This is a genomic window from Treponema sp. (genome assembly GCF_052169735.1).
GTDB lineage: Bacteria > Spirochaetota > Spirochaetia > Treponematales > Treponemataceae > Treponema.
Genome location: NZ_JBQNBW010000059.1, coordinates 1 through 17,149, shown reverse-complemented (window position 1 = coordinate 17,149; position 17,149 = coordinate 1). Strand labels below are relative to the sequence as shown.

The window sequence follows — 17,149 nt, the reverse complement described above, 5'->3', positions numbered from 1 at the left end:
ATCAGAAGATATCATAAAAATTCCTTTTTGGGGCAATACCTCTTGCAATTTATACTATAGTCTTTCGCTGAACAAGAAAATTGACATTTTTGAAAAATCCTTTTAAGATGGTATGCTACATTATGGATACTGGAGAACCTCCGCATACTATTTGGCTGCTCATTACATTGGCAGTACTGTTTTTGTTTTCGATGTTTTTTTCATCGGCAGAAACGGCGTTTTTATCTCTCAATAAGCTCAAACTCCGTTTTCTCCGTGAGCAGAACAACCGTGCTGCGGCAAGAGCAGAAAAAGTGTTGCAAAACAAGCAAAAATTTCTCTCAACTATTTTAATCGGCAATAGTATTGTCAATATTGCAATTTCGGTAGTAGTTACTGCCGCAGCCTTGCGCATATTCGGTGATGCAGGCTTAGGCATTGCCGTTGCTACCGCTACGGTGCTTTTGCTCATCTTTGGTGAAATTTTACCTAAATCCATTGCGCTTATCTATCCTGATAAACTGAGCCTTGTTTTTGCCCGCTTTATTCTGATGCTGATGGTGCTTTTATCCCCGGCTGTTCATTTGTTTTCCGCCGTTACCGGGGTACTCTTGCGGTTTTGCGGCATACGCGAAGCGCGGAGTTCTGCTGCCGTTACGGAAGAAGATTTGCGGGATTTTTTCCAAGCCAGAGAGGAAGGCGGCTTTATTGGCAGTGATGAACGCATTCTTTTAACCAATATCTTGCGCTATGGAGATTTTTCTGTCCGCAGTGTGATGACACCGCGGCGGGATATTGTTGCAATTCATAGCAATGCCTCTGCTGCAGACATTATCGCGCTTTCTCAAAAGTCTCATTTTTCCCGCTTCCCGGTCTATGATTCGAGTATTGATTCGATCCAAGGCTTTTTTTATATCAAAGATTTTCTGTTTTCCCCTGAGTACATGAACGGGGATGCTGATTTTCAAGTAAGTACTTACCTGCGTAAACCCCTGTTTGTCTTTGAAACATCAAAATTAGCACAGGTTGAACAGAAATTTCATAGTGAACAGCAAACAATGGCGATTGTGCTGGATGAATACGGCGGCACTGCAGGACTGATCACCGTTGAGGATATCAGCGAGGAAATTTTCGGCAGCATTCTTGACGAATACGATGTACAAGAGTCCATACCGCAAATCAATGCCGCTTTGCCCGGTTCCGGGACAGGGGAAAAAAGTACGGCTGCAGCACAGAGTGCGGTATTAGCGGAGCAAACTGCTGCGGAACCTGCTGCTCATACTGCGATGGCTGCCGAGACGTATGCTGCGCTTGGTGAAGCTGCAGTGCCTCCGCTTATTGCCGGAAATACACGCTTAGCGGATTTACAAGAACAACTTGGAATCCGCCTTGAATCAGCTTACAGTGATACAATCGGCGGCTATATTATGGAAAAAACCGGAGAAATTCCTGCAGCAGGCTGTTCTATCACCGTTGAACCTTATACGTTTACCGTTGTAACGGCAACAGCTAACCGGATTACACAGGTTGCCGTACAGGTACACCCGGAATCATGAGTATTGTTATTGTTTTTCTCGAAATACTGCTGCTTTTGTGCTGTGCCGCATTTTTCTCCGGAGCAGAAACCGCGGTAACAGCTGTGTCGCGGGCAGAATACCGCAGCTTAAAAAAGAGCAGCCGAAAGGGGGCACAGCGGCTTGCACGGCTGGTTGAAATAAAGGACAAGATTGTTACGGTAGCGCTCATCGGTACCAATTTTGTTAATACGCTTAATTCAAGTCTTATCACTGCATTTACGTTGAATGTGTTTGGACCGCAGGCAGTGCCGGCAGCAACAGCGGTTATCACCATCCTTATTATCATTCTAGCAGAAATTTTCCCTAAAGCCCTTGCTGCAGAACGGGCAAAGCAGATAGGGCAGGCAGCATCACTCCCGCTGCTGCTGTGCTATATGGTACTCCGCCCTGTTGTTGCCGTTTTTTCGCTTTTAACACGAGCGGTGCTTGCGGCTTTTACCAATCGGGCAGCAGATTCGCCTATCGTTTTACAGGATAAAGACCTCCAGCTGTTAGTGCATATCGGGCAGGAAGACGGAGCCTTAGCGGCGGGAGAAGAGGCTTTACTGCGGAAGGCGGTACTGCTGCAGGACGTAAAACTTCGGAATATTATGACACCGCGCACTGCCATTACCGCACTCGATGCCGGACTCACATTCCCGCATATTATTGAACAATTCCGTATGAGCCGGTTTTCCCGCTTACCGGTATACAATGCGCAGACAAAAAGCATCACCGGGATTGTGCATTATAAAGATATTCTGTTTGCGCTACAGAAAAACCGGCAGCCTGAACTTGCAGCCCTTGTGCGTCCTGCCTTATTCATACCAGAAAGCGCCTCTCTTTTTTCGGTGATAAAAGCAATGAACACACGTGCGCACAACATGGCGATCATCATTGATGAGCACGGCGGGGTATCAGGCTTAATCACGATGGATGATATTGTCGCTGCTGTCTTTACCAATATGCAGGATGAATACGGCAGGGCAAAAAACGATCCGCTGCGGAATGTCCGCGTTATCGATGCAAGTAAGCTGAGTATCCCCGGCGCACTGCGGCTTGAGGATTGTAACGAACTCCTCCATACGGATTTTCATTCTGATTATTATGACACAATAGGCGGTTTCCTGCTTGAAAAATGGGGGTATTTACCGCATACTAATGATACAGTCACGTGCGGACGCATGAAATTTACAGCTGCACATATACTAGATAGACGGATTGATACCATCATTGTCGATCTTTCCGTCGGGAGGACATAATGGATCAGCAGGCATCGGTACGGTTTTTAACCGATTTGCCGGAAGAAAAGATGAAAAACGAGTTACTGCAAGCCTTTACCGCTCGGTATGGCACAAGCAGTGAAGAGATTATATGCATTGCATCTCCTGCCCGGATTAATATTATTGGCGAGCATATTGATTATAACGGCGGAAAGGTTTTCCCTGCGGCTATTGACCGGTATTTATACGTCATTCTCCGAAAACGGGCAGACTCAAAGATCATCTATGATGATATCCGCTTTCCCGGTGCGATGGAGTTTAGCATTGCCGATACCTTTACCTACCGGAAAGAAAGTCAGTATGCCAATTATTTGAATGGAATGCTTTCCATACTACAAAAGAAAGGCTGTGTATTGAATACCGGTTTTGAGGTGCTGTTTTTTAGTAAGCTGCCCGCAGGTGGCGGTATTTCTTCTTCTGCAGCGCTGGAAATCGGCTTTGGACGGGCTGTCGCCGAATTATTCGGCTTTCATATTGATGCTGTTAATCTTGCGAAAATGGGACAGGAATCTGAGCATACCTTTATGAACGTGCAATGCGGTATTATGGATCAGTTCAGTGTTGCAATGGGTAAGAAAGAATATGCTATTTTGTTAGATACCTCTACACTGGAGTATCAATATGTACCGCTGGTTTTAGGCGATTACCGCATTGTTGTGATGAATACCAACAAACAGCGGCTGTTGGCTGATTCAAAATATAATGAACGCCGCGCTGAATGTATGGAAGGCTTAGCGCTCCTGCAAAAAGTACAACCGATTGCAAATCTCTGTGAACTGCATAGTACAGATATGCCTTGGGTTACAAAGACTATCCATGATGAGCGCATCCTCAAAAGGGTACGCCATTGCATTACCGAAAATGAGCGGGTACAGGAAGCTGTTGCGGCGTTGCAGGCTGCTAATCTTGTGCAGCTCGGCAGCTTATTAAAGGCATCGCACGCTTCACTCCGCGATGATTATGAGGTAACCGGTTGTGAACTTGACACCCTTGCAGATGCTGCCAATGCACACCCCTGTTGCTTAGGTGCACGTATGACCGGAGCCGGATTCGGCGGCTGTGCAATTGCTATCGTGCAAAAAGATGCCGTGGCTGAATTTACCGCCCGTGTTGGGGAACAATACTCGGCAGCAACCGGATTAACAGCTTCCTTCTTTGCCTGCGAAGCGGGAGACGGTGCCGGGCGGATATAGCAGATATAGCACGCTCCCCTTACTCCCCTACACCTGATACAATCTCTGCGGTTCTTTACGAGTGCTGCATACTCTACGGTGAGCTTAGAAAAGGGGGCGCAGCATTGTAAAAAACTCTTCATGCAAACGGCTGGTTCTGTTTTACAGAATACTGCACGAAGCGATGCAAAAACAAAGGTTCAGGTAAAGTCCATTATATTAAAAAAGCCTCCTTATTATTCCATAGCAGGATATAGTATGCATCGCACTGAGTTCTTATAGAAGGAGTACAGATGATTAAGGCATTGATTTTGGATTATGGGAATGTTATCTCTCTTACCAACACGGGAGCTATAGATGCAGCCTTGGCAGCATCCGTAGGGCTTCCACCGGAGGTGTTCAACAATTTATTCACCGCACACCGTCAGGATTTTGACCGGGGTGTTATCAGCGGAGAAGAAATGTACAGCCGTATTCTAAAAGAACATGGCTACGAAAAAGAAGCAGAAGACGGAGCGCTTTTAGAAAAGTTAGTCGCTATTGATTTGGAGCATTGGAGTAAGATCAATACGGCTGTCTCCGATTGGGCATTAGCAGTTCAAAAGCAGGGTTTTAAACTCGGAATCCTGTCCAATATGCCCTATCAGTTTTTAGAGCGGTATGAAACAACAATACCGCCGTTCACCGCTGCCGATTACGCCTGTTTTTCTTGCAGGCTGCATCTCATAAAGCCGGAATATGCAATCTATCGAAACTGTTTGGATGGATTGGGAATCCGCGCAGATGAGGCTGTGTTTTTTGACGACTGCCAACCGAATATTACTGCGGCGCGGGAACTGGGAATCCATGCTTTTTTATGGACAGGATTGGAACAAGCACAAAAAGATTGGCAGTCCTGTCTAGGATAAAATAAGACCATCTGCAAAAGTTTTGAGAGATTCCCATATACTTCTGTTCACTGACAGAATAGCTGTTTCGTGATAGAAAAATAGAATATCAGGGGCTGTTTTTAGCAGCTCCATCCTGTTCAAAAAAGCGGCGGTGGTATGCTTCTAAGTCCTTGTCTTCTATGTGTGTATACACTTGTGTGGTTGTAATACTGGAATGCCCCAACAAACACTGCACGGAGCGGAGGTCTGCCCCGCCCGCCAGTAAGTGCGTTGCATAAGAATGCCTGAGCGTGTGAATCTTTGTCGTTACACCGCTGAGCTGCTCAATATCCTGTAAGCGCTTCCAGATGCCCTTGCGGGTAAGCCGTGCACCGCGGTTATTGAGGAACACCGCTCCGGTTGTCTCCGTATGTTCACGGTGCTGCGATTTTAAAAGAGCCGGGCGGGCTGTTTTAAGGTACTGCATCAGGTACTCACCAGCCTGTGAACCAAAGGGGATAATCCGCTCCTTTCCGCCCTTCCCATGCACCTTGAGCAGCTGTTCATTGAAGAACACATCTTCCAGCGAAAGGCTGACTGCCTCGCTTACCCGCAAACCCGCCGAGTAAATAAGCTCAAAGAGGGCACGGTCGCGGATGCCGTTCGGTGTGTCTAATGGAATAGCTGATAAGAGGGTATTTACTTCGTCCAGAGCAAGTACCCGCGGTAAATTTTTTTCGAGGCGGGGCATTTCCAGCTGCTCAGCCGGATTATCGCTGCGGAGGTTTTCCAGCTGCAAAAACCGGTAAAATGAGCGGAGTGCCGCCTGATCTTTTGCAAGCGTCCGCCCGGTAATTCCCTGTTCAGAACGCATCAGCATAAACTGAACGCAGTCCTGTTCTCCTGCATTTTCGATAAGGCGCTCCGCTCCCAGCTGCTCCTGAAATACCCGCAGGGTATTCAGGTAGGTTTTTGCAGTGAGCGGCGCACGCGCCTCCGCCGAAATAAGATAGCCGTAAAAGGTGCGTAACTGAATTTCCGTCACACTGCGTCTTCCTGATAAGAATTACCGCTTATTCCGCAGAAATGCAGGAATATCCAAATCGGTATTGGCGCTCGGCAGCTGAACTTTGATGGGCTGACGGGGCTTTTCTACCCGTTCCGGCTCCGGTTTTACCTCCGGCACAGGTGCAGATACAGGCGCTGCATTCCTCGGTCCTAATCCCGGAAGGACAGGTTGTTTAGGTGTGTGCAGCTTTGCCCATTCAGTTGATGAGATAAAATCATTTTGCACAAAAGACGTGTGCACAGGATTTTCTTTGCCAGCTGCTTCCGCTGTACCGTCTTGTTTTTGCATATCTTGTGACGGATTATCTGTGTCATCGTCAAAACCGGTTGCGATAACCGTTACCAGAATCTTATCTTCCATAGCCTCATCGAATATAAAACCGACAGTACTATGAAAATCCGGATGGACATTGGTGGTAACAATGTCCATAATCTCACTGACTTCCGAGATTGCCAGCTTCTCCGATGACCAGATATTGACCAGTACCCACCGAGCGCCTTCGATACGGGAATCCTCCAAAAGCGGATTATTGATTGCATTGGTTGCCGCATCAACCGCCCGGTTTTGCCCGCTACCGCTACCGACTCCCATGAGGGCATCACCCTGTCCCGCCATTGCAGAACGGAAATCGGCAAAGTCAATATTGATGAACCCGTGGTTCGTAATAATATTAGAGATACCCTGTACGGCACGGCGCAGAATATCATCCGCCATGACAAAGGCCTCTTTTATGGTTTGTGTTTTATCAACAAGGTTTAAAAGGTGCTGATTTGGAATAACAACCAGGGTATCAACCTCTTGCCGCAGCTTTTCTATCCCTGCTTCAGCAGTCCGCATCTTCGTCCTCCCTTCAAAACCGAAGGGCTTGGTTACCACCCCAATAGTTAAGGCTCCCTGCTCACGGGCTATCTTTGCAATAATCGGTGCAGATCCTGTACCGGTACCGCCGCCCATTCCCGCTGTAATAAATACCATGTGTGCCCCGCTGATCGCGTTTGCAATCATTTCGGTATCTTCCACAGCAGCTTTTTCGCCAACCTCAGGTTTACCGCCAGCTCCCAGCCCCCCGGTTACCTTTGAACCGATGGCTAACTTAGTCGGTGCCTGTGAAAAATTCAGGGCTTGTACATCAGTGTTTGCAGCAATAAACTCAACCCCTTCTACATTACACGCCATCATGTGGTTTACGGCATTTGAACCGCCGCCTCCTGCCCCGATTACCTTAATAATAGTCGGATTTACTGCTAACGGTTCATTGCTCACTTGATAGTCCATCTGTTTCCTCCCATCTCCCATTATACAAACATATAAAACCGCTAACAACACTCCCTCTACGGTCGTTTTTAGCGATTGCTCCATGCGTTATTCAAACAGATTTTTCCACGCACCCCTTATTTTACCAAAAATTTTACCTGAATCAACATCCGGCAATTTCTTTTCTTCTCTACTCGGTCCGCGCTGCTTATACTGAGAAAGAATAAGCCCCAGCACAGCAGCAAATTCAGGACTCCGGTATTCTCCGGTTAAGCCGCCGAATGTCCCCGGAATCCCAAGCCGGACGGCACTTGTTCCAAAGATGTCGGAGGCAAGTTCAACTACACCGGGCAGACGAGAGCCGCCGCCGCATAAAATAATATTACCGGCAAACCGGGTTGATGATGAAACCGGTGAGATTTTATCTTTAACCATCGTGAATATCTCTGCCATACGCGCCTGAAAAATCTCGCATATATCCAGTTTATCAAGCTGCATCGGAGCACGACCTCCCGGTGAGGGAATAAGAATAGGCTCTCCTTCTTCTATCAGCGGCATCCAACAGCAGCCGTCCGTTGTTTTCAACTTTTCAGCAGTTTCGTTCGACAGCCCTTTCACAATAGCTAAGTCGTTCGTAACATGACTGCCGCCTACCGGCAAGACTGCCGTTAAAACTGGCGCTCCGCCGATCATCACCACAATATCGGTTGTCCCTCCGCCAATGTCGATGAGTACGGAACCAAGCTCCTGTTCTTCCTCTGTCATTACTGACTCAACAGCAGCTAAGCCGTGGTACATAGAGGTATCAACCTGCAAATTCGCACGTTTTACACAATCAACGATATTATTAACACAGGTAATTGATGCAGTAATAATATGCACTTCAGCTTCAATACGCACGCCGATCATATTACGGGGGTCTTTTATGCCGCGCTGATCATCTACAATAAAAGCCTGCGGTACAACATGCATCACCCGCCTGTCCAGCGGAATTACCACAGCCTTTGCTGCTTCAATAACCCGCGCAATATCCTGCTGATCTATTTCCCGGTTGCCTTTCCCTTTATCGGTTACCGCAACAATACCGCGGGAGTTTAGTCCGTCAATATGCGTCCCGCCAACGCCGGTAATACAGTGGGTAATTTCCATACCGGACATCATCTCCGCAGCTTCAACAGCCTCGTGAATCCCCTGTACGGTTTTTTCTATATTGACAACAGCTCCTTTCCGCAAGCCTTGAGACACCCCATGTCCAACGCCAATAATCTGCAGGACACCGGTCTCCAGCCGTTCGGCGACAACGGCACGGATTGCACTGGTACCTATATCAAGCCCGACAATGACATCACTCATTGGTTCCCCCCCTTAAACGGTAGGAAGCTGTACCGCCCCGCACATCCAATTCTTCAATCATTGAGCTGCGGTCAAGCTCCCGGATAACATCCAATGTCAATATCATATACTGGAGACGGTCTTCGTTCAATGTGTCTCCGGTACGGACTTTAACCGGTGTCCTTACCGGATAGAGAACAAGATCAAAGCCGCCGTATTTTTTTTGCTCGATTTTCATTTCGGAAATCTCACTGAGCAGCGCAGGATTTTTTTTCTGTAAAAGATCAAGCTGCATAAATAAGGGCACCAGCTGTTTGTGTACCTTCATCCCGGCACGGATATTTTGAAAACTCAATCCGCTGATCACCGGCAAGAGCTTTGAAGTCTCTTTTGTTACCCGCTTAAATACCGTTCCGGTTTTATCTATTTCCATCGGTACGGTTCTGCCTCCGACGCTTGCCAGAAGAATACCCACCGGTTTCCGTTCAACAATGTCGATAATCAGTCTATCGGGGAATTTTTTTATTACGGTAACTTCTGCAATCAGCGGTATTTGCCTGAGCCGCCGCTGTACTGCTTCCGTATTGATCTTTCCCCATTTATCCGCCTTACTTAATCCGGCAGCCTGCGTGATAGCCTCTGCAGAAACAGATGACATGCCGGAGACTTCTACCTTTACAGCCGAGGCAAAGGGTACGATAAGGAGATAGAACACTGTTTCGCCAATCAAAAAGAACAGCAGCGCTACAACAAAAATTTTAAGAGCCAGCTTTCCCTTCGGCTGCTTTTCTGCGGGTAATGCAGCTGCCGGCTGACTGTATGCAGACCCTTGAAGATGAAGAATATCAGACATTTAAAGCGCTCCTTTTTGTGTAATTTGAAACATTGATAATAAGCCCGCATAAACACAGCGTTGTGATAAGCGATGAACCTCCAAACGAAAAAAACGGAAGCGGAATACCTGTCGCCGGAAATAGCCGTACTACAACGCCGAGGTTAAAAAAAGACTGCATCGTAATTGCCGAAGCAGCGCCGAATGCCAAGTAACAGCCGAATCGGTCATCGCTCGTAAAGGCAATGCGGTACGCTGCAGCAGTAAATGCCAGCAGCAGCAGCAGATAGACAAACACACCGACCAGCCCCATCTCCTCAGCCCAGGCGACAAAGATAAAATCGGAATAGATTTCCGGGACGCTCGAAATTTTATGTACTCCATTGCCTAAGCCTGTTCCATGCAAACCGCCGCTTGCAAGTGCAGCCATCGCTGCATTGATTTGATACCCGGTATCGAGCGGATCATGCTCCGGGGAAAGAAACGAAATAACCCGCTTCATCCGGTAAGTTGAGGTTACCACCATGAGAACCGCACAAGGAATCGTAACAATCAGCCCTTTGAGAAACCACAGCAGCGGTCCGCCTGCAGCAAAAAACATGATCATAAAAATAAGCATTAAAAACGCCGAGCTCGAAAAATCATTTTCAAGATAGACCAAAAACACCAATAGGGCACTTACAAAAAAGGGCGGTAAAATTGCAACAAGCGGTGCATCCAGCTGGTTAGCCTTTTTATCAAAAAAATTTGCCAAAAACAAAACGAGAAAGAGCTTAATAAACTCTGACGGCTGAATACTAAAGCCTTTTATTGCAATCCAGCGGCTTGCCCCGTTCCGCGGTGATGCAATACCCGGTACAAAGGGCAAAATCAGCGCAATGATGCACACAACTAACAATATAGGCAGATATTTACGCAGCCGTTCCAGACTAAAAAAAGCAAAAAAAATAAGTCCGATGGTACCTGCAAGCAAGTTACGGAACTGCCGGATGACAAAATACGAAGGATTTCCAAAAAAACGCTCAGCATAAAACATAGAGCCTGAATACAGTACCGCTATACCGACACCGACCATCGTAACAACAAGTAAGATAAAAATAAAGCTATACCGGTCGCGGCTAATGTTTTTTTCAACACTGATAAGGCGCTGCATCATAACCGCTCCTTTTGCAGAATCGGTTCAAATTGTTCCAATGCCAAACCGCGGGAACCCTTTAAAAAAACAAAATCATGCTTTTTTAAAAGACTGTCCAAGGTGTTGCCCAATTTTTCCGCATTGGATTCGTCAAAGCAGAAAAACAGCTTATCGGAACTGCGGCCTTCTTCTATAGCAGCTTCACAGATTTCTTCACCGAAAAAGAAGAGCGCATCGGCATCGGAAGAAAAGGCGCTTTTACATACGGCACGATGCGCAGCCCGGGATGCCAACCCCAACTCCCGCATAGAAGCGAGTACATATATTTTGTGTCCATGCACGGGAATATGCGCACAAAAAGAGAGTCCTGCATTCATTGAATCAGGATTGGCATTATAGCAGTCAAGGAGGTAGGTTACCGATCCATAGACAATCTGAGACCGTCCGAACAAACTCTGCACCTGCTCCAGTCCCTGTTTGATAGCCTGAGGGGAAAGCCTTACATACTCCGCAACAGCGATTGCAGCAAAGGCATTTTGCACATTATGCATACCGGGAATGGGGAACCGTATACGCTCATTGCGGTACCGTATAATCGCCCCGTTCAAACCATCCAGCTCATACGTGCCGTCCGCTGCTGCACCGTAAGCTAAGATTTTACCCTGCGGAACATCCCGCAAAAAGGCTGCATATTCGTCATCAGCGGGGATAAAACCCGCACACTCTGCATTAAAAAAAGAAAAAATTTGCTTTTTTTCATGCGCAATAGCATCTTTTGAACCGAGCATACCGATATGCGCAGTACCGATATTGGTAATAACGGCAATATCAGGCTTTAACACAGCGGCAAGCTCCGCAATTTCGCCCGGTCTATTCATACCGAGTTCAAAAATTCCAACTTCGTGCTCTTCACTAACGTGAAATATCGAAAGGGGTAAGCCTGTTTCCGAGTTGAGATTCCCCTCGTTTTTAACCACCCGGTATTCTTGTTCAAAAATAGACGCGATCAATTCTTTGGTGGTTGTTTTACCGTTTGAACCGGTTATACCGATTTTCAGGAGGCGGGGAAAATGTGCAAGATACGCAGCTGCTGCATTCTGCAGTGCCGTAAGGGTATGCGCTACACGGATACAGCTTGCTTCATACTGCTTACAAAGCGCAGTAATGGCTCGGCGGTTTTCTTCCCCGTTGAGATATGCTTCATCGGCAAAGACATAGCAAGCGCCGTGCTGCAAAGCGCTTTCGATATAGCGGTGCCCGTCCTGCTGTAATCCCCGCAGCGGTACAAAAAGCGAGCGGGGAACAACAGTTCTACTATCAGTAGTAACGGAATCGAATCCCGCATAGAGAGAAAAATGGCAAACAACACTTCCGGAGACTGCATGACAGAGTTCCTCAAAACTCAACAGCATAGTATTACCCCTTTTTACCCTTATCAAGAGAAATACGGATAATATCTGCGGAATCAGCTTTCTGCATATTGAGCTCTTCAACAGCAATTTTTTCGATCCGCTGCGGTTTGGAAAGAATAGAAATAGCGGAAATCTTCCGTTTGTTTTCTGCAATCAGGCGGGTTTGCTCATTGTTGTACGCAGTAACTTCCCGTTCAAGTGCATTATATGCCCATGACTGCCTAACCGTTACCAACAGTAAGCACGGAATACTCACTGTCAAGGTCAAAGCTAAAAAATGTTTCATAGTGGTTAGGACCTCCTCATAGGGCACTTTTTGATAACCCGAAGCCGTGCACTCCGGGATGGAGCATTCACGGCAACTTCTTCATCGGAGGGTGCAACGGGCTTTTTAGTCAATAGTTCAGCACGGGGCACACCTCCACATCTACATATCGGCACTTCAGGCGGACAAATACAGGCTTTTGCCAAATCTCGGAAAAAGCATTTTACAATGCGGTCTTCCAAGGAATGGAAGGAGATAACCCCCATCTTTCCTCCCTCCGCAAGACAGGCAAAGGCATTTTCGAGTAAGCTCGGCAGCCGGTCAAGTTCGCTATTGACCGCTATCCGCAATGCCTGAAACGTTTTAGTAGCAGGATGCACAGCCCCATGCCGAAATCGGGCAGGAACAGCGGAAAAAACTGCTTCCGCAAGCTGCCGAGCCGTGGTAAAGGGGGCTTTTTGCCGTTCTGCAACAATAACCCGTGCAATTACCCGTGAAAACCGCTCTTCTGCAAAGACATAGAGCATATCCGCCAGCTTTTTTTCAGGGTAGGTATTTACAATATCGGCAGCAGTCAGCGATTCCGTGGGGTTAATACGCATATCCAACGGTTCATCGGTACTGAATGAGAAACCGCGCCCGGACTCCTTATAATGGAAGAGAGATATGCCGAGATCGAATAAAATAAGCGCAGGAGCTGCCTCATGCTGCGGATATGCAGCAAAAAAATCATGAGACCAGCCGAGAAAAAACCGGACACGCTCGCCAAACGGAGTAAGCCGCACCTTTGCCTTTTCCTGAATTGCCGGGTCAGCGTCAATACCGATAGCCCGCAGCTGCGGAAAAGAGCGCAAAAAGGCTTCGGTATGCCCTCCTTCACCGAGGGTACCATCGATCAGCAGCGGATTCGGCAGTTCCGGAACAAGGAACTGAAGACATTCCTGTAATAAAACCGGTGTGTGTACAAACTCCATACCTATTAAAAACGGATAAGCCCCAAGTCTTCACTTGCGTGATAGAAATCCGCCTCGCTTCCCTCCAGATAAGCGCGATATTCATCCGCATTCCATAATTCAAGATAGCGGTTAATACCTAATAATACACAATCCTTTTCCAAATGAGCATATTCACGTAAGCTTTGGGGGATTGAAACACGGCCTGCCTTGTCAATTTCAACTTCTTGAGCGGGAGCAATTAATCTGCGGAGTACGAGCCGGGAATGTGCTTGAAACAATGAGGCAGACTGCATCACCTTTTCTGAAAGCTGTGTCCATTCCTCCGGCGGAAATATCCATACACAGCGGTCTATACCGCGTGTCATTACCAGTTGTGAATCGGGTAGTAAAGCACGCATTTTTGCAGGAATCATAATGCGCCCTTTTTCATCAAGCGTATTATTGTACTCCCCAGAAAACACCATCTTTTCCACTTTTAGCTACCTTCTCCCACTTCCACCCACAACACTCCATTGTACTAGGAAAATGATAAATGTCAATGAGGGTTTTAAGACAAAAGTGCTGCTTCTCGGTATTGGTTCTTTTCATGCTGCGATTATATTTTACCCAACTCGATCGCAACAGGATCAAGCTATTCACTAAAATTGCGAAATGAAGTATCATCTTTCGTGTTGTTTAAACTTTGAATGTAGTGGAAAAACTGGAGGCTTCCGTAATGGATATTCAATCAATCATAAAAAATTTACACCCGCTGGAAATAAAAGTATTAAAAAATTTCAAAATAGGCGAAGGTCTTTATGCAAAAAAATTGCAGGATGTACTGCACTATAAGGAAGGGCACGCTAATCAGGCGTTTTCATGGCTGAAACTCAAAGAACTGGTAGCAGAAAAGACGAGAAAAACAACAGTTGTATATGAACTGACGGAACTGGGAAAGGACTATGCCCAAAACGGTATGCCTGCTGAGCGTATTATCCGGCTGCTGAAAGAAGCGGGACCGCTCACGTTGCCAGGAATCGCACAAAAACTCGGCTTACAAAACAAAGATGTCGGTTCATCCTTCGGTCAGCTTTCAAAAGAAGGCTGTGCTGCAATGAATGATGAGAAAAAAGCTGTTTATATAAAAGAACCTGACAGTGCCGCCTTTTTACTGACAAAGGAGCTGATTCACCGCGCGGCACAATCACCGGAAGGCAAGCTCTTGGAAGAGTCTTTCTCTGAGGATGAAAAGCGCTGTATTGCCGGTATTGCCAAAAAACGCGGTGCAGCTGATGCAGCATTTAAAATAACAGAGCGGGATGAAATTACCTATGCCTTTACGGATCTGGTGGCGGCAGTGCAAGCTGCATTGCAGGCAGCAGGCATTACCGGAGAGGAAACAGGACAGCTTACCTCAGAAAGCTTAAAAACCGGGGCGTGGAAAGGACAATCCTTTAGGAGCTATAATATTCAGCTGCCCCCAGCCCGTGTCATTCCCGGCAGGACTAATCCCTACGTTGATTTCCTTGAAGGGGTTAAAGACAAGCTCACCTCGCTCGGTTTTGAAGAATTTGACGGGCCGCTGGTAGAAACAGACTTTTGGAACTCGGATGCATTGTTTATGCCGCAGTTCCATGCAGCCCGCGATATTCACGATGTGTATTACCTTAAAAATCCCACCCATGCAAAGGCGATTGAAGAGCCATTCTTGTCCCGCGTTGCGGAAATCCACGAAACGGGCGGGGACAGCGGCAGCCGCGGCTGGAACTATCACTTTGATAGAGATTTTACCCGCCAGCTTTTACTCCGCAGTCAAGGGACGGTACTGTCTGCTCATCAGCTGGCAAAGGCAAAAATTCCGGGCAAATACTTTGGTATTGCCCGCTGTTTCCGGTATGACAAGGTAGACGCAACCCATCTTTCGGACTTTTATCAAACTGAAGGTATTGTGCTCGGTGAGCAGGTAAACTTAAGAACGCTGCTTGGAATCCTCAAAATGTTTGCGGTAGAAATTGCCGGTGCAACCGAGGTGAAATATGTCGGCGGCTACTTCCCCTTTACGGAACCTTCCATAGAAGTGCATATTAAGCACCCGGTACTTGGCTGGTTTGAGCTTGGCGGCTCCGGTATTTTCCGCCCGGAGGTAACCAAGGCAATGGGGATTGATGTTCCGGTACTGGCATGGGGAATAGGTATTGACCGTATGGCGTTGATGGCGCTGGGGCTTAACGACCTGCGTGAATTATTCAGCACCGACATTGAAGGTGTCCGCCTGCGCAGGTAATCCGCTCAAGCTGTACATCCTGCTGCATAACACATAGACAACAATACATGAAACGGACATCATCCTTACTCAAAAGCGGGATCAGTCTTTCTGTGCTGACCCTTCTGTCACGGATTTTAGGCTTGATACGGGAAATGACAAAATCAGCCTTTCTCGGAACCGGCTCTCTTGCCGATGCCTTTACCGTGGCATTTATGATCCCCAATCTGCTCAGGCGTATCTTTGCCGAAAACAGTATGACGGTTGCTTTTATCCCAACCTTTCAAACGTATCTGGAACAGGAAAAAAACGGATCAGAATCAGCAAAAGCTGATATGAAGGAGTTTCTGTCAGCAACCTTTACTATGCTCTCCTTTGCGGTAACCGGAACGGTGATGATCGGGATTTTGATCAGCAGTGTGATTATTGCGGTATTTTTTCCAAAAATCGGCGACTTTTCTGCGACAGTGCTGTTAACCCGTATTATGTTCCCCTATCTGCTGCTCATTTCCATTGCGGCATTTTTTCAGGGAATACTGAACGGGGTGCGTATCTTTTTACCAACAGGAATTACCCCCATCCTGTTCAATCTCTCGGTTATCGGCTGTACCTTTGCGCTTGCAAAACCGCTGGGAAATCCTGCGCTGGCTATGGCTGCCGGGGTAGTGATCGGCGGATCGTTGCAGATGCTGTTTCAACTCCCCTTTGTGCTGCGTGCAGGGTTTTCCTTCCGTGTGCTGCCGTTCAAACGCTGCTTTGGCAACGCCGGTGCGCGGAAAATACTCACGCTGATTGTACCGACGCTTATCGGTACTGCGGTGTATCAGATAAACGATCTTGTTTCCACGGCGCTTGCAACATACGCAGGGGTAGGAATTGCGGCGAGTTTGCAGTATTCAATCAGGCTGCAGGAACTGATACTGGGGATTTTTGCCGTTTCAGTAGGAACGGTTATTTTACCCGACCTGTCTGCCCATGCGGTGAATAAGCAGTGGGATGTATTCCAAAAGCTGCTATTAAATGCGGCAAAAATTATTGCGTTGGTAACCATTCCGGCAACGCTGTTTCTCCTCTGTTCAGGTGAGCAGGTTATCATTCTCGTATATAAAAGCCGCCGCTTTACCGATGAATCGGTTCTGCTGACGCTGCAAGCATTCCGATGGCATATTGCAGGTTTATTTTTTATTGCATTAAATAGGATTTTAACGTCAGCATTTTATGCGCAAAGCAATCCGAAATATCCCACCATTGCCGGTATTATCTGTTTTGGTATTAACATTGTGCTGGCAGCAGCGCTTGCGGGCATAATGAAAGGCGGCGGCATTGCACTTGCGCTCTCTCTTGCGAGTATGGTGAATACCGTGCTGCTGTTAGTCTTGCTAAAAAAAAGTAAGACTATGGATATTCCCGGCTTTTTAGCACCGGCAGCACAATTTACCTTGAAGATAACGCTTTTTTCTCTGGCAGCAGCCGCACCGCTGTATTTTTTCGGAGCACGGCTCTATACTCCGCTTGCTGCATATCCCCGCATTATTGCGCAAGGTTTACCGCTTTGCATGAGCGCAGCCTTATTTGCTCTCATTGTTTTAACCCTTTTGATGATAAGCGGAGATGAGTTCATCAAAAATGCAGCAAAAAAGATACGGCGGCAGCGGTAATCGGAACCATCTAAAAAACTATACTTGAGTTTTTAGAGATGCCAAATTATAATAGGGTAAGCGATTACCCCTCATTATGAAAGCGCAAGGATAGGCTTAATGCAATAATCTTGCTATACTATCTTTATGAACGCA

Annotated in this window: 15 protein-coding genes; 6 read left to right on the top strand and 9 right to left on the bottom strand. The window is 47.0% G+C overall.

Features of this window, described 5'->3' with window-relative positions; all coding sequences use genetic code 11:
- The first annotated feature begins 122 nt into the window (after nt 1–122).
- The 4 genes from ACTTJ8_RS09505 to ACTTJ8_RS09490 all read left to right on the top strand — a co-directional run bounded on the left by ACTTJ8_RS09505 (nt 123) and on the right by ACTTJ8_RS09490 (nt 4,898).
- A complete protein-coding gene (locus ACTTJ8_RS09505; RefSeq protein WP_442721038.1) occupies nt 123–1,535 on the top strand; it encodes a hemolysin family protein in 1,413 nt (470 codons plus the stop codon).
- Nucleotides 1,532–2,797: a hemolysin family protein gene (locus ACTTJ8_RS09500; protein ID WP_442721037.1), complete on the top strand. Its 1,266-nt coding sequence runs from the start codon at nt 1,532–1,534 to the stop codon at nt 2,795–2,797. The genes ACTTJ8_RS09505 and ACTTJ8_RS09500 overlap by 4 nt, the downstream gene beginning before the upstream one ends.
- Nucleotides 2,797–4,011: a galactokinase gene (locus tag ACTTJ8_RS09495; RefSeq protein ID WP_442721036.1), complete on the top strand. Its 1,215-nt coding sequence runs from the start codon at nt 2,797–2,799 to the stop codon at nt 4,009–4,011. The genes ACTTJ8_RS09500 and ACTTJ8_RS09495 overlap by 1 nt, the downstream gene beginning before the upstream one ends.
- Nucleotides 4,012–4,283: 272 nt before the next feature.
- On the top strand, nt 4,284–4,898 hold the full coding sequence (locus ACTTJ8_RS09490; RefSeq protein WP_442716558.1) for an HAD family hydrolase: 615 nt from the start codon (nt 4,284–4,286) through the stop codon (nt 4,896–4,898).
- An 88-nt stretch (nt 4,899–4,986) separates the two neighbouring features.
- On the opposite strand, the gene ACTTJ8_RS09485 is transcribed toward ACTTJ8_RS09490, so the two are convergent.
- The 9 genes from ACTTJ8_RS09485 to mraZ form a co-directional block, all read right to left on the bottom strand.
- Nucleotides 4,987–5,904 carry a site-specific tyrosine recombinase gene (locus ACTTJ8_RS09485; protein WP_442721035.1) on the bottom strand — a complete coding sequence of 306 codons (918 nt, stop codon included), beginning with the start codon at nt 5,902–5,904 and terminating at the stop codon, nt 4,987–4,989.
- 21 nt (nt 5,905–5,925) lie between these two features.
- Nucleotides 5,926–7,203 carry a cell division protein FtsZ gene (ftsZ, locus tag ACTTJ8_RS09480; RefSeq protein WP_442721034.1) on the bottom strand — a complete coding sequence of 426 codons (1,278 nt, stop codon included), beginning with the start codon at nt 7,201–7,203 and terminating at the stop codon, nt 5,926–5,928.
- An 87-nt stretch (nt 7,204–7,290) separates the two neighbouring features.
- A complete protein-coding gene (ftsA, locus tag ACTTJ8_RS09475) occupies nt 7,291–8,535 on the bottom strand; it encodes a cell division protein FtsA (protein ID WP_442719176.1) in 1,245 nt (414 codons plus the stop codon).
- Nucleotides 8,528–9,367, bottom strand: a complete 840-nt coding sequence (locus ACTTJ8_RS09470; protein WP_442721033.1) for a cell division protein FtsQ/DivIB — start codon at nt 9,365–9,367, stop codon at nt 8,528–8,530. Before ACTTJ8_RS09470 ends, ftsA begins: the two co-directional genes overlap by 8 nt.
- On the bottom strand, nt 9,360–10,499 hold the full coding sequence (gene ftsW / locus ACTTJ8_RS09465) for a putative lipid II flippase FtsW (RefSeq protein ID WP_442716569.1): 1,140 nt from the start codon (nt 10,497–10,499) through the stop codon (nt 9,360–9,362). The genes ACTTJ8_RS09470 and ftsW overlap by 8 nt, the downstream gene beginning before the upstream one ends.
- Nucleotides 10,499–11,893, bottom strand: coding sequence for a UDP-N-acetylmuramoyl-tripeptide--D-alanyl-D-alanine ligase (locus ACTTJ8_RS09460; RefSeq protein ID WP_442721032.1), 1,395 nt, complete (start codon nt 11,891–11,893; stop codon nt 10,499–10,501). Before ACTTJ8_RS09460 ends, ftsW begins: the two co-directional genes overlap by 1 nt.
- A 4-nt stretch (nt 11,894–11,897) precedes the next feature.
- Nucleotides 11,898–12,179 (bottom strand): cell division protein FtsL, encoded by a 282-nt coding sequence (locus ACTTJ8_RS09455; protein ID WP_442719178.1) that lies wholly within the window; start codon nt 12,177–12,179, stop codon nt 11,898–11,900.
- Between the two features lie 5 nt (nt 12,180–12,184).
- Nucleotides 12,185–13,132, bottom strand: a complete 948-nt coding sequence (rsmH, locus tag ACTTJ8_RS09450) for a 16S rRNA (cytosine(1402)-N(4))-methyltransferase RsmH (protein WP_442721031.1) — start codon at nt 13,130–13,132, stop codon at nt 12,185–12,187.
- Between the two features lie 5 nt (nt 13,133–13,137).
- Entirely contained in the window at nt 13,138–13,578 is a 441-nt protein-coding gene (gene mraZ, locus ACTTJ8_RS09445; protein ID WP_442716570.1) for a division/cell wall cluster transcriptional repressor MraZ, read from the bottom strand.
- Nucleotides 13,579–13,829: 251 nt separating this feature from the next.
- Here mraZ and pheS point away from each other — a divergent pair, with 251 nt between their 5' ends.
- On the top strand, nt 13,830–15,377 hold the full coding sequence (gene pheS, locus ACTTJ8_RS09440) for a phenylalanine--tRNA ligase subunit alpha (protein ID WP_442719180.1): 1,548 nt from the start codon (nt 13,830–13,832) through the stop codon (nt 15,375–15,377).
- Between the two features lie 47 nt (nt 15,378–15,424).
- On the top strand, nt 15,425–17,014 hold the full coding sequence (gene murJ, locus ACTTJ8_RS09435) for a murein biosynthesis integral membrane protein MurJ (RefSeq protein WP_442721030.1): 1,590 nt from the start codon (nt 15,425–15,427) through the stop codon (nt 17,012–17,014).
- Nucleotides 17,015–17,149: the final 135 nt, after the last annotated feature.

Excerpts from the sequence above, each read along its gene's own strand:
- ACTTJ8_RS09490 (WP_442716558.1), top strand. The coding sequence starts at position 4,284 with ATGATTAAGGCATTGATTTTGGATTATGGGAATGTTATCTCTCTTACC.
- ftsA (WP_442719176.1), bottom strand. The coding sequence starts at position 8,535 with ATGAGTGATGTCATTGTCGGGCTTGATATAGGTACCAGTGCAATCCGT.
- ftsZ (WP_442721034.1), bottom strand. The coding sequence starts at position 7,203 with ATGGACTATCAAGTGAGCAATGAACCGTTAGCAGTAAATCCGACTATT.
- rsmH (WP_442721031.1), bottom strand. The coding sequence starts at position 13,132 with ATGGAGTTTGTACACACACCGGTTTTATTACAGGAATGTCTTCAGTTC.
- pheS (WP_442719180.1), top strand. The coding sequence starts at position 13,830 with ATGGATATTCAATCAATCATAAAAAATTTACACCCGCTGGAAATAAAA.
- ACTTJ8_RS09470 (WP_442721033.1), bottom strand. The coding sequence starts at position 9,367 with ATGTCTGATATTCTTCATCTTCAAGGGTCTGCATACAGTCAGCCGGCA.
- ACTTJ8_RS09460 (WP_442721032.1), bottom strand. The coding sequence starts at position 11,893 with ATGCTGTTGAGTTTTGAGGAACTCTGTCATGCAGTCTCCGGAAGTGTT.
- murJ (WP_442721030.1), top strand. The coding sequence starts at position 15,425 with ATGAAACGGACATCATCCTTACTCAAAAGCGGGATCAGTCTTTCTGTG.
- ftsW (WP_442716569.1), bottom strand. The coding sequence starts at position 10,499 with ATGCAGCGCCTTATCAGTGTTGAAAAAAACATTAGCCGCGACCGGTAT.
- ACTTJ8_RS09495 (WP_442721036.1), top strand. The coding sequence starts at position 2,797 with ATGGATCAGCAGGCATCGGTACGGTTTTTAACCGATTTGCCGGAAGAA.
- mraZ (WP_442716570.1), bottom strand. The coding sequence starts at position 13,578 with ATGGTGTTTTCTGGGGAGTACAATAATACGCTTGATGAAAAAGGGCGC.
- ACTTJ8_RS09455 (WP_442719178.1), bottom strand. The coding sequence starts at position 12,179 with ATGAAACATTTTTTAGCTTTGACCTTGACAGTGAGTATTCCGTGCTTA.
- ACTTJ8_RS09500 (WP_442721037.1), top strand. The coding sequence starts at position 1,532 with ATGAGTATTGTTATTGTTTTTCTCGAAATACTGCTGCTTTTGTGCTGT.
- ACTTJ8_RS09505 (WP_442721038.1), top strand. The coding sequence starts at position 123 with ATGGATACTGGAGAACCTCCGCATACTATTTGGCTGCTCATTACATTG.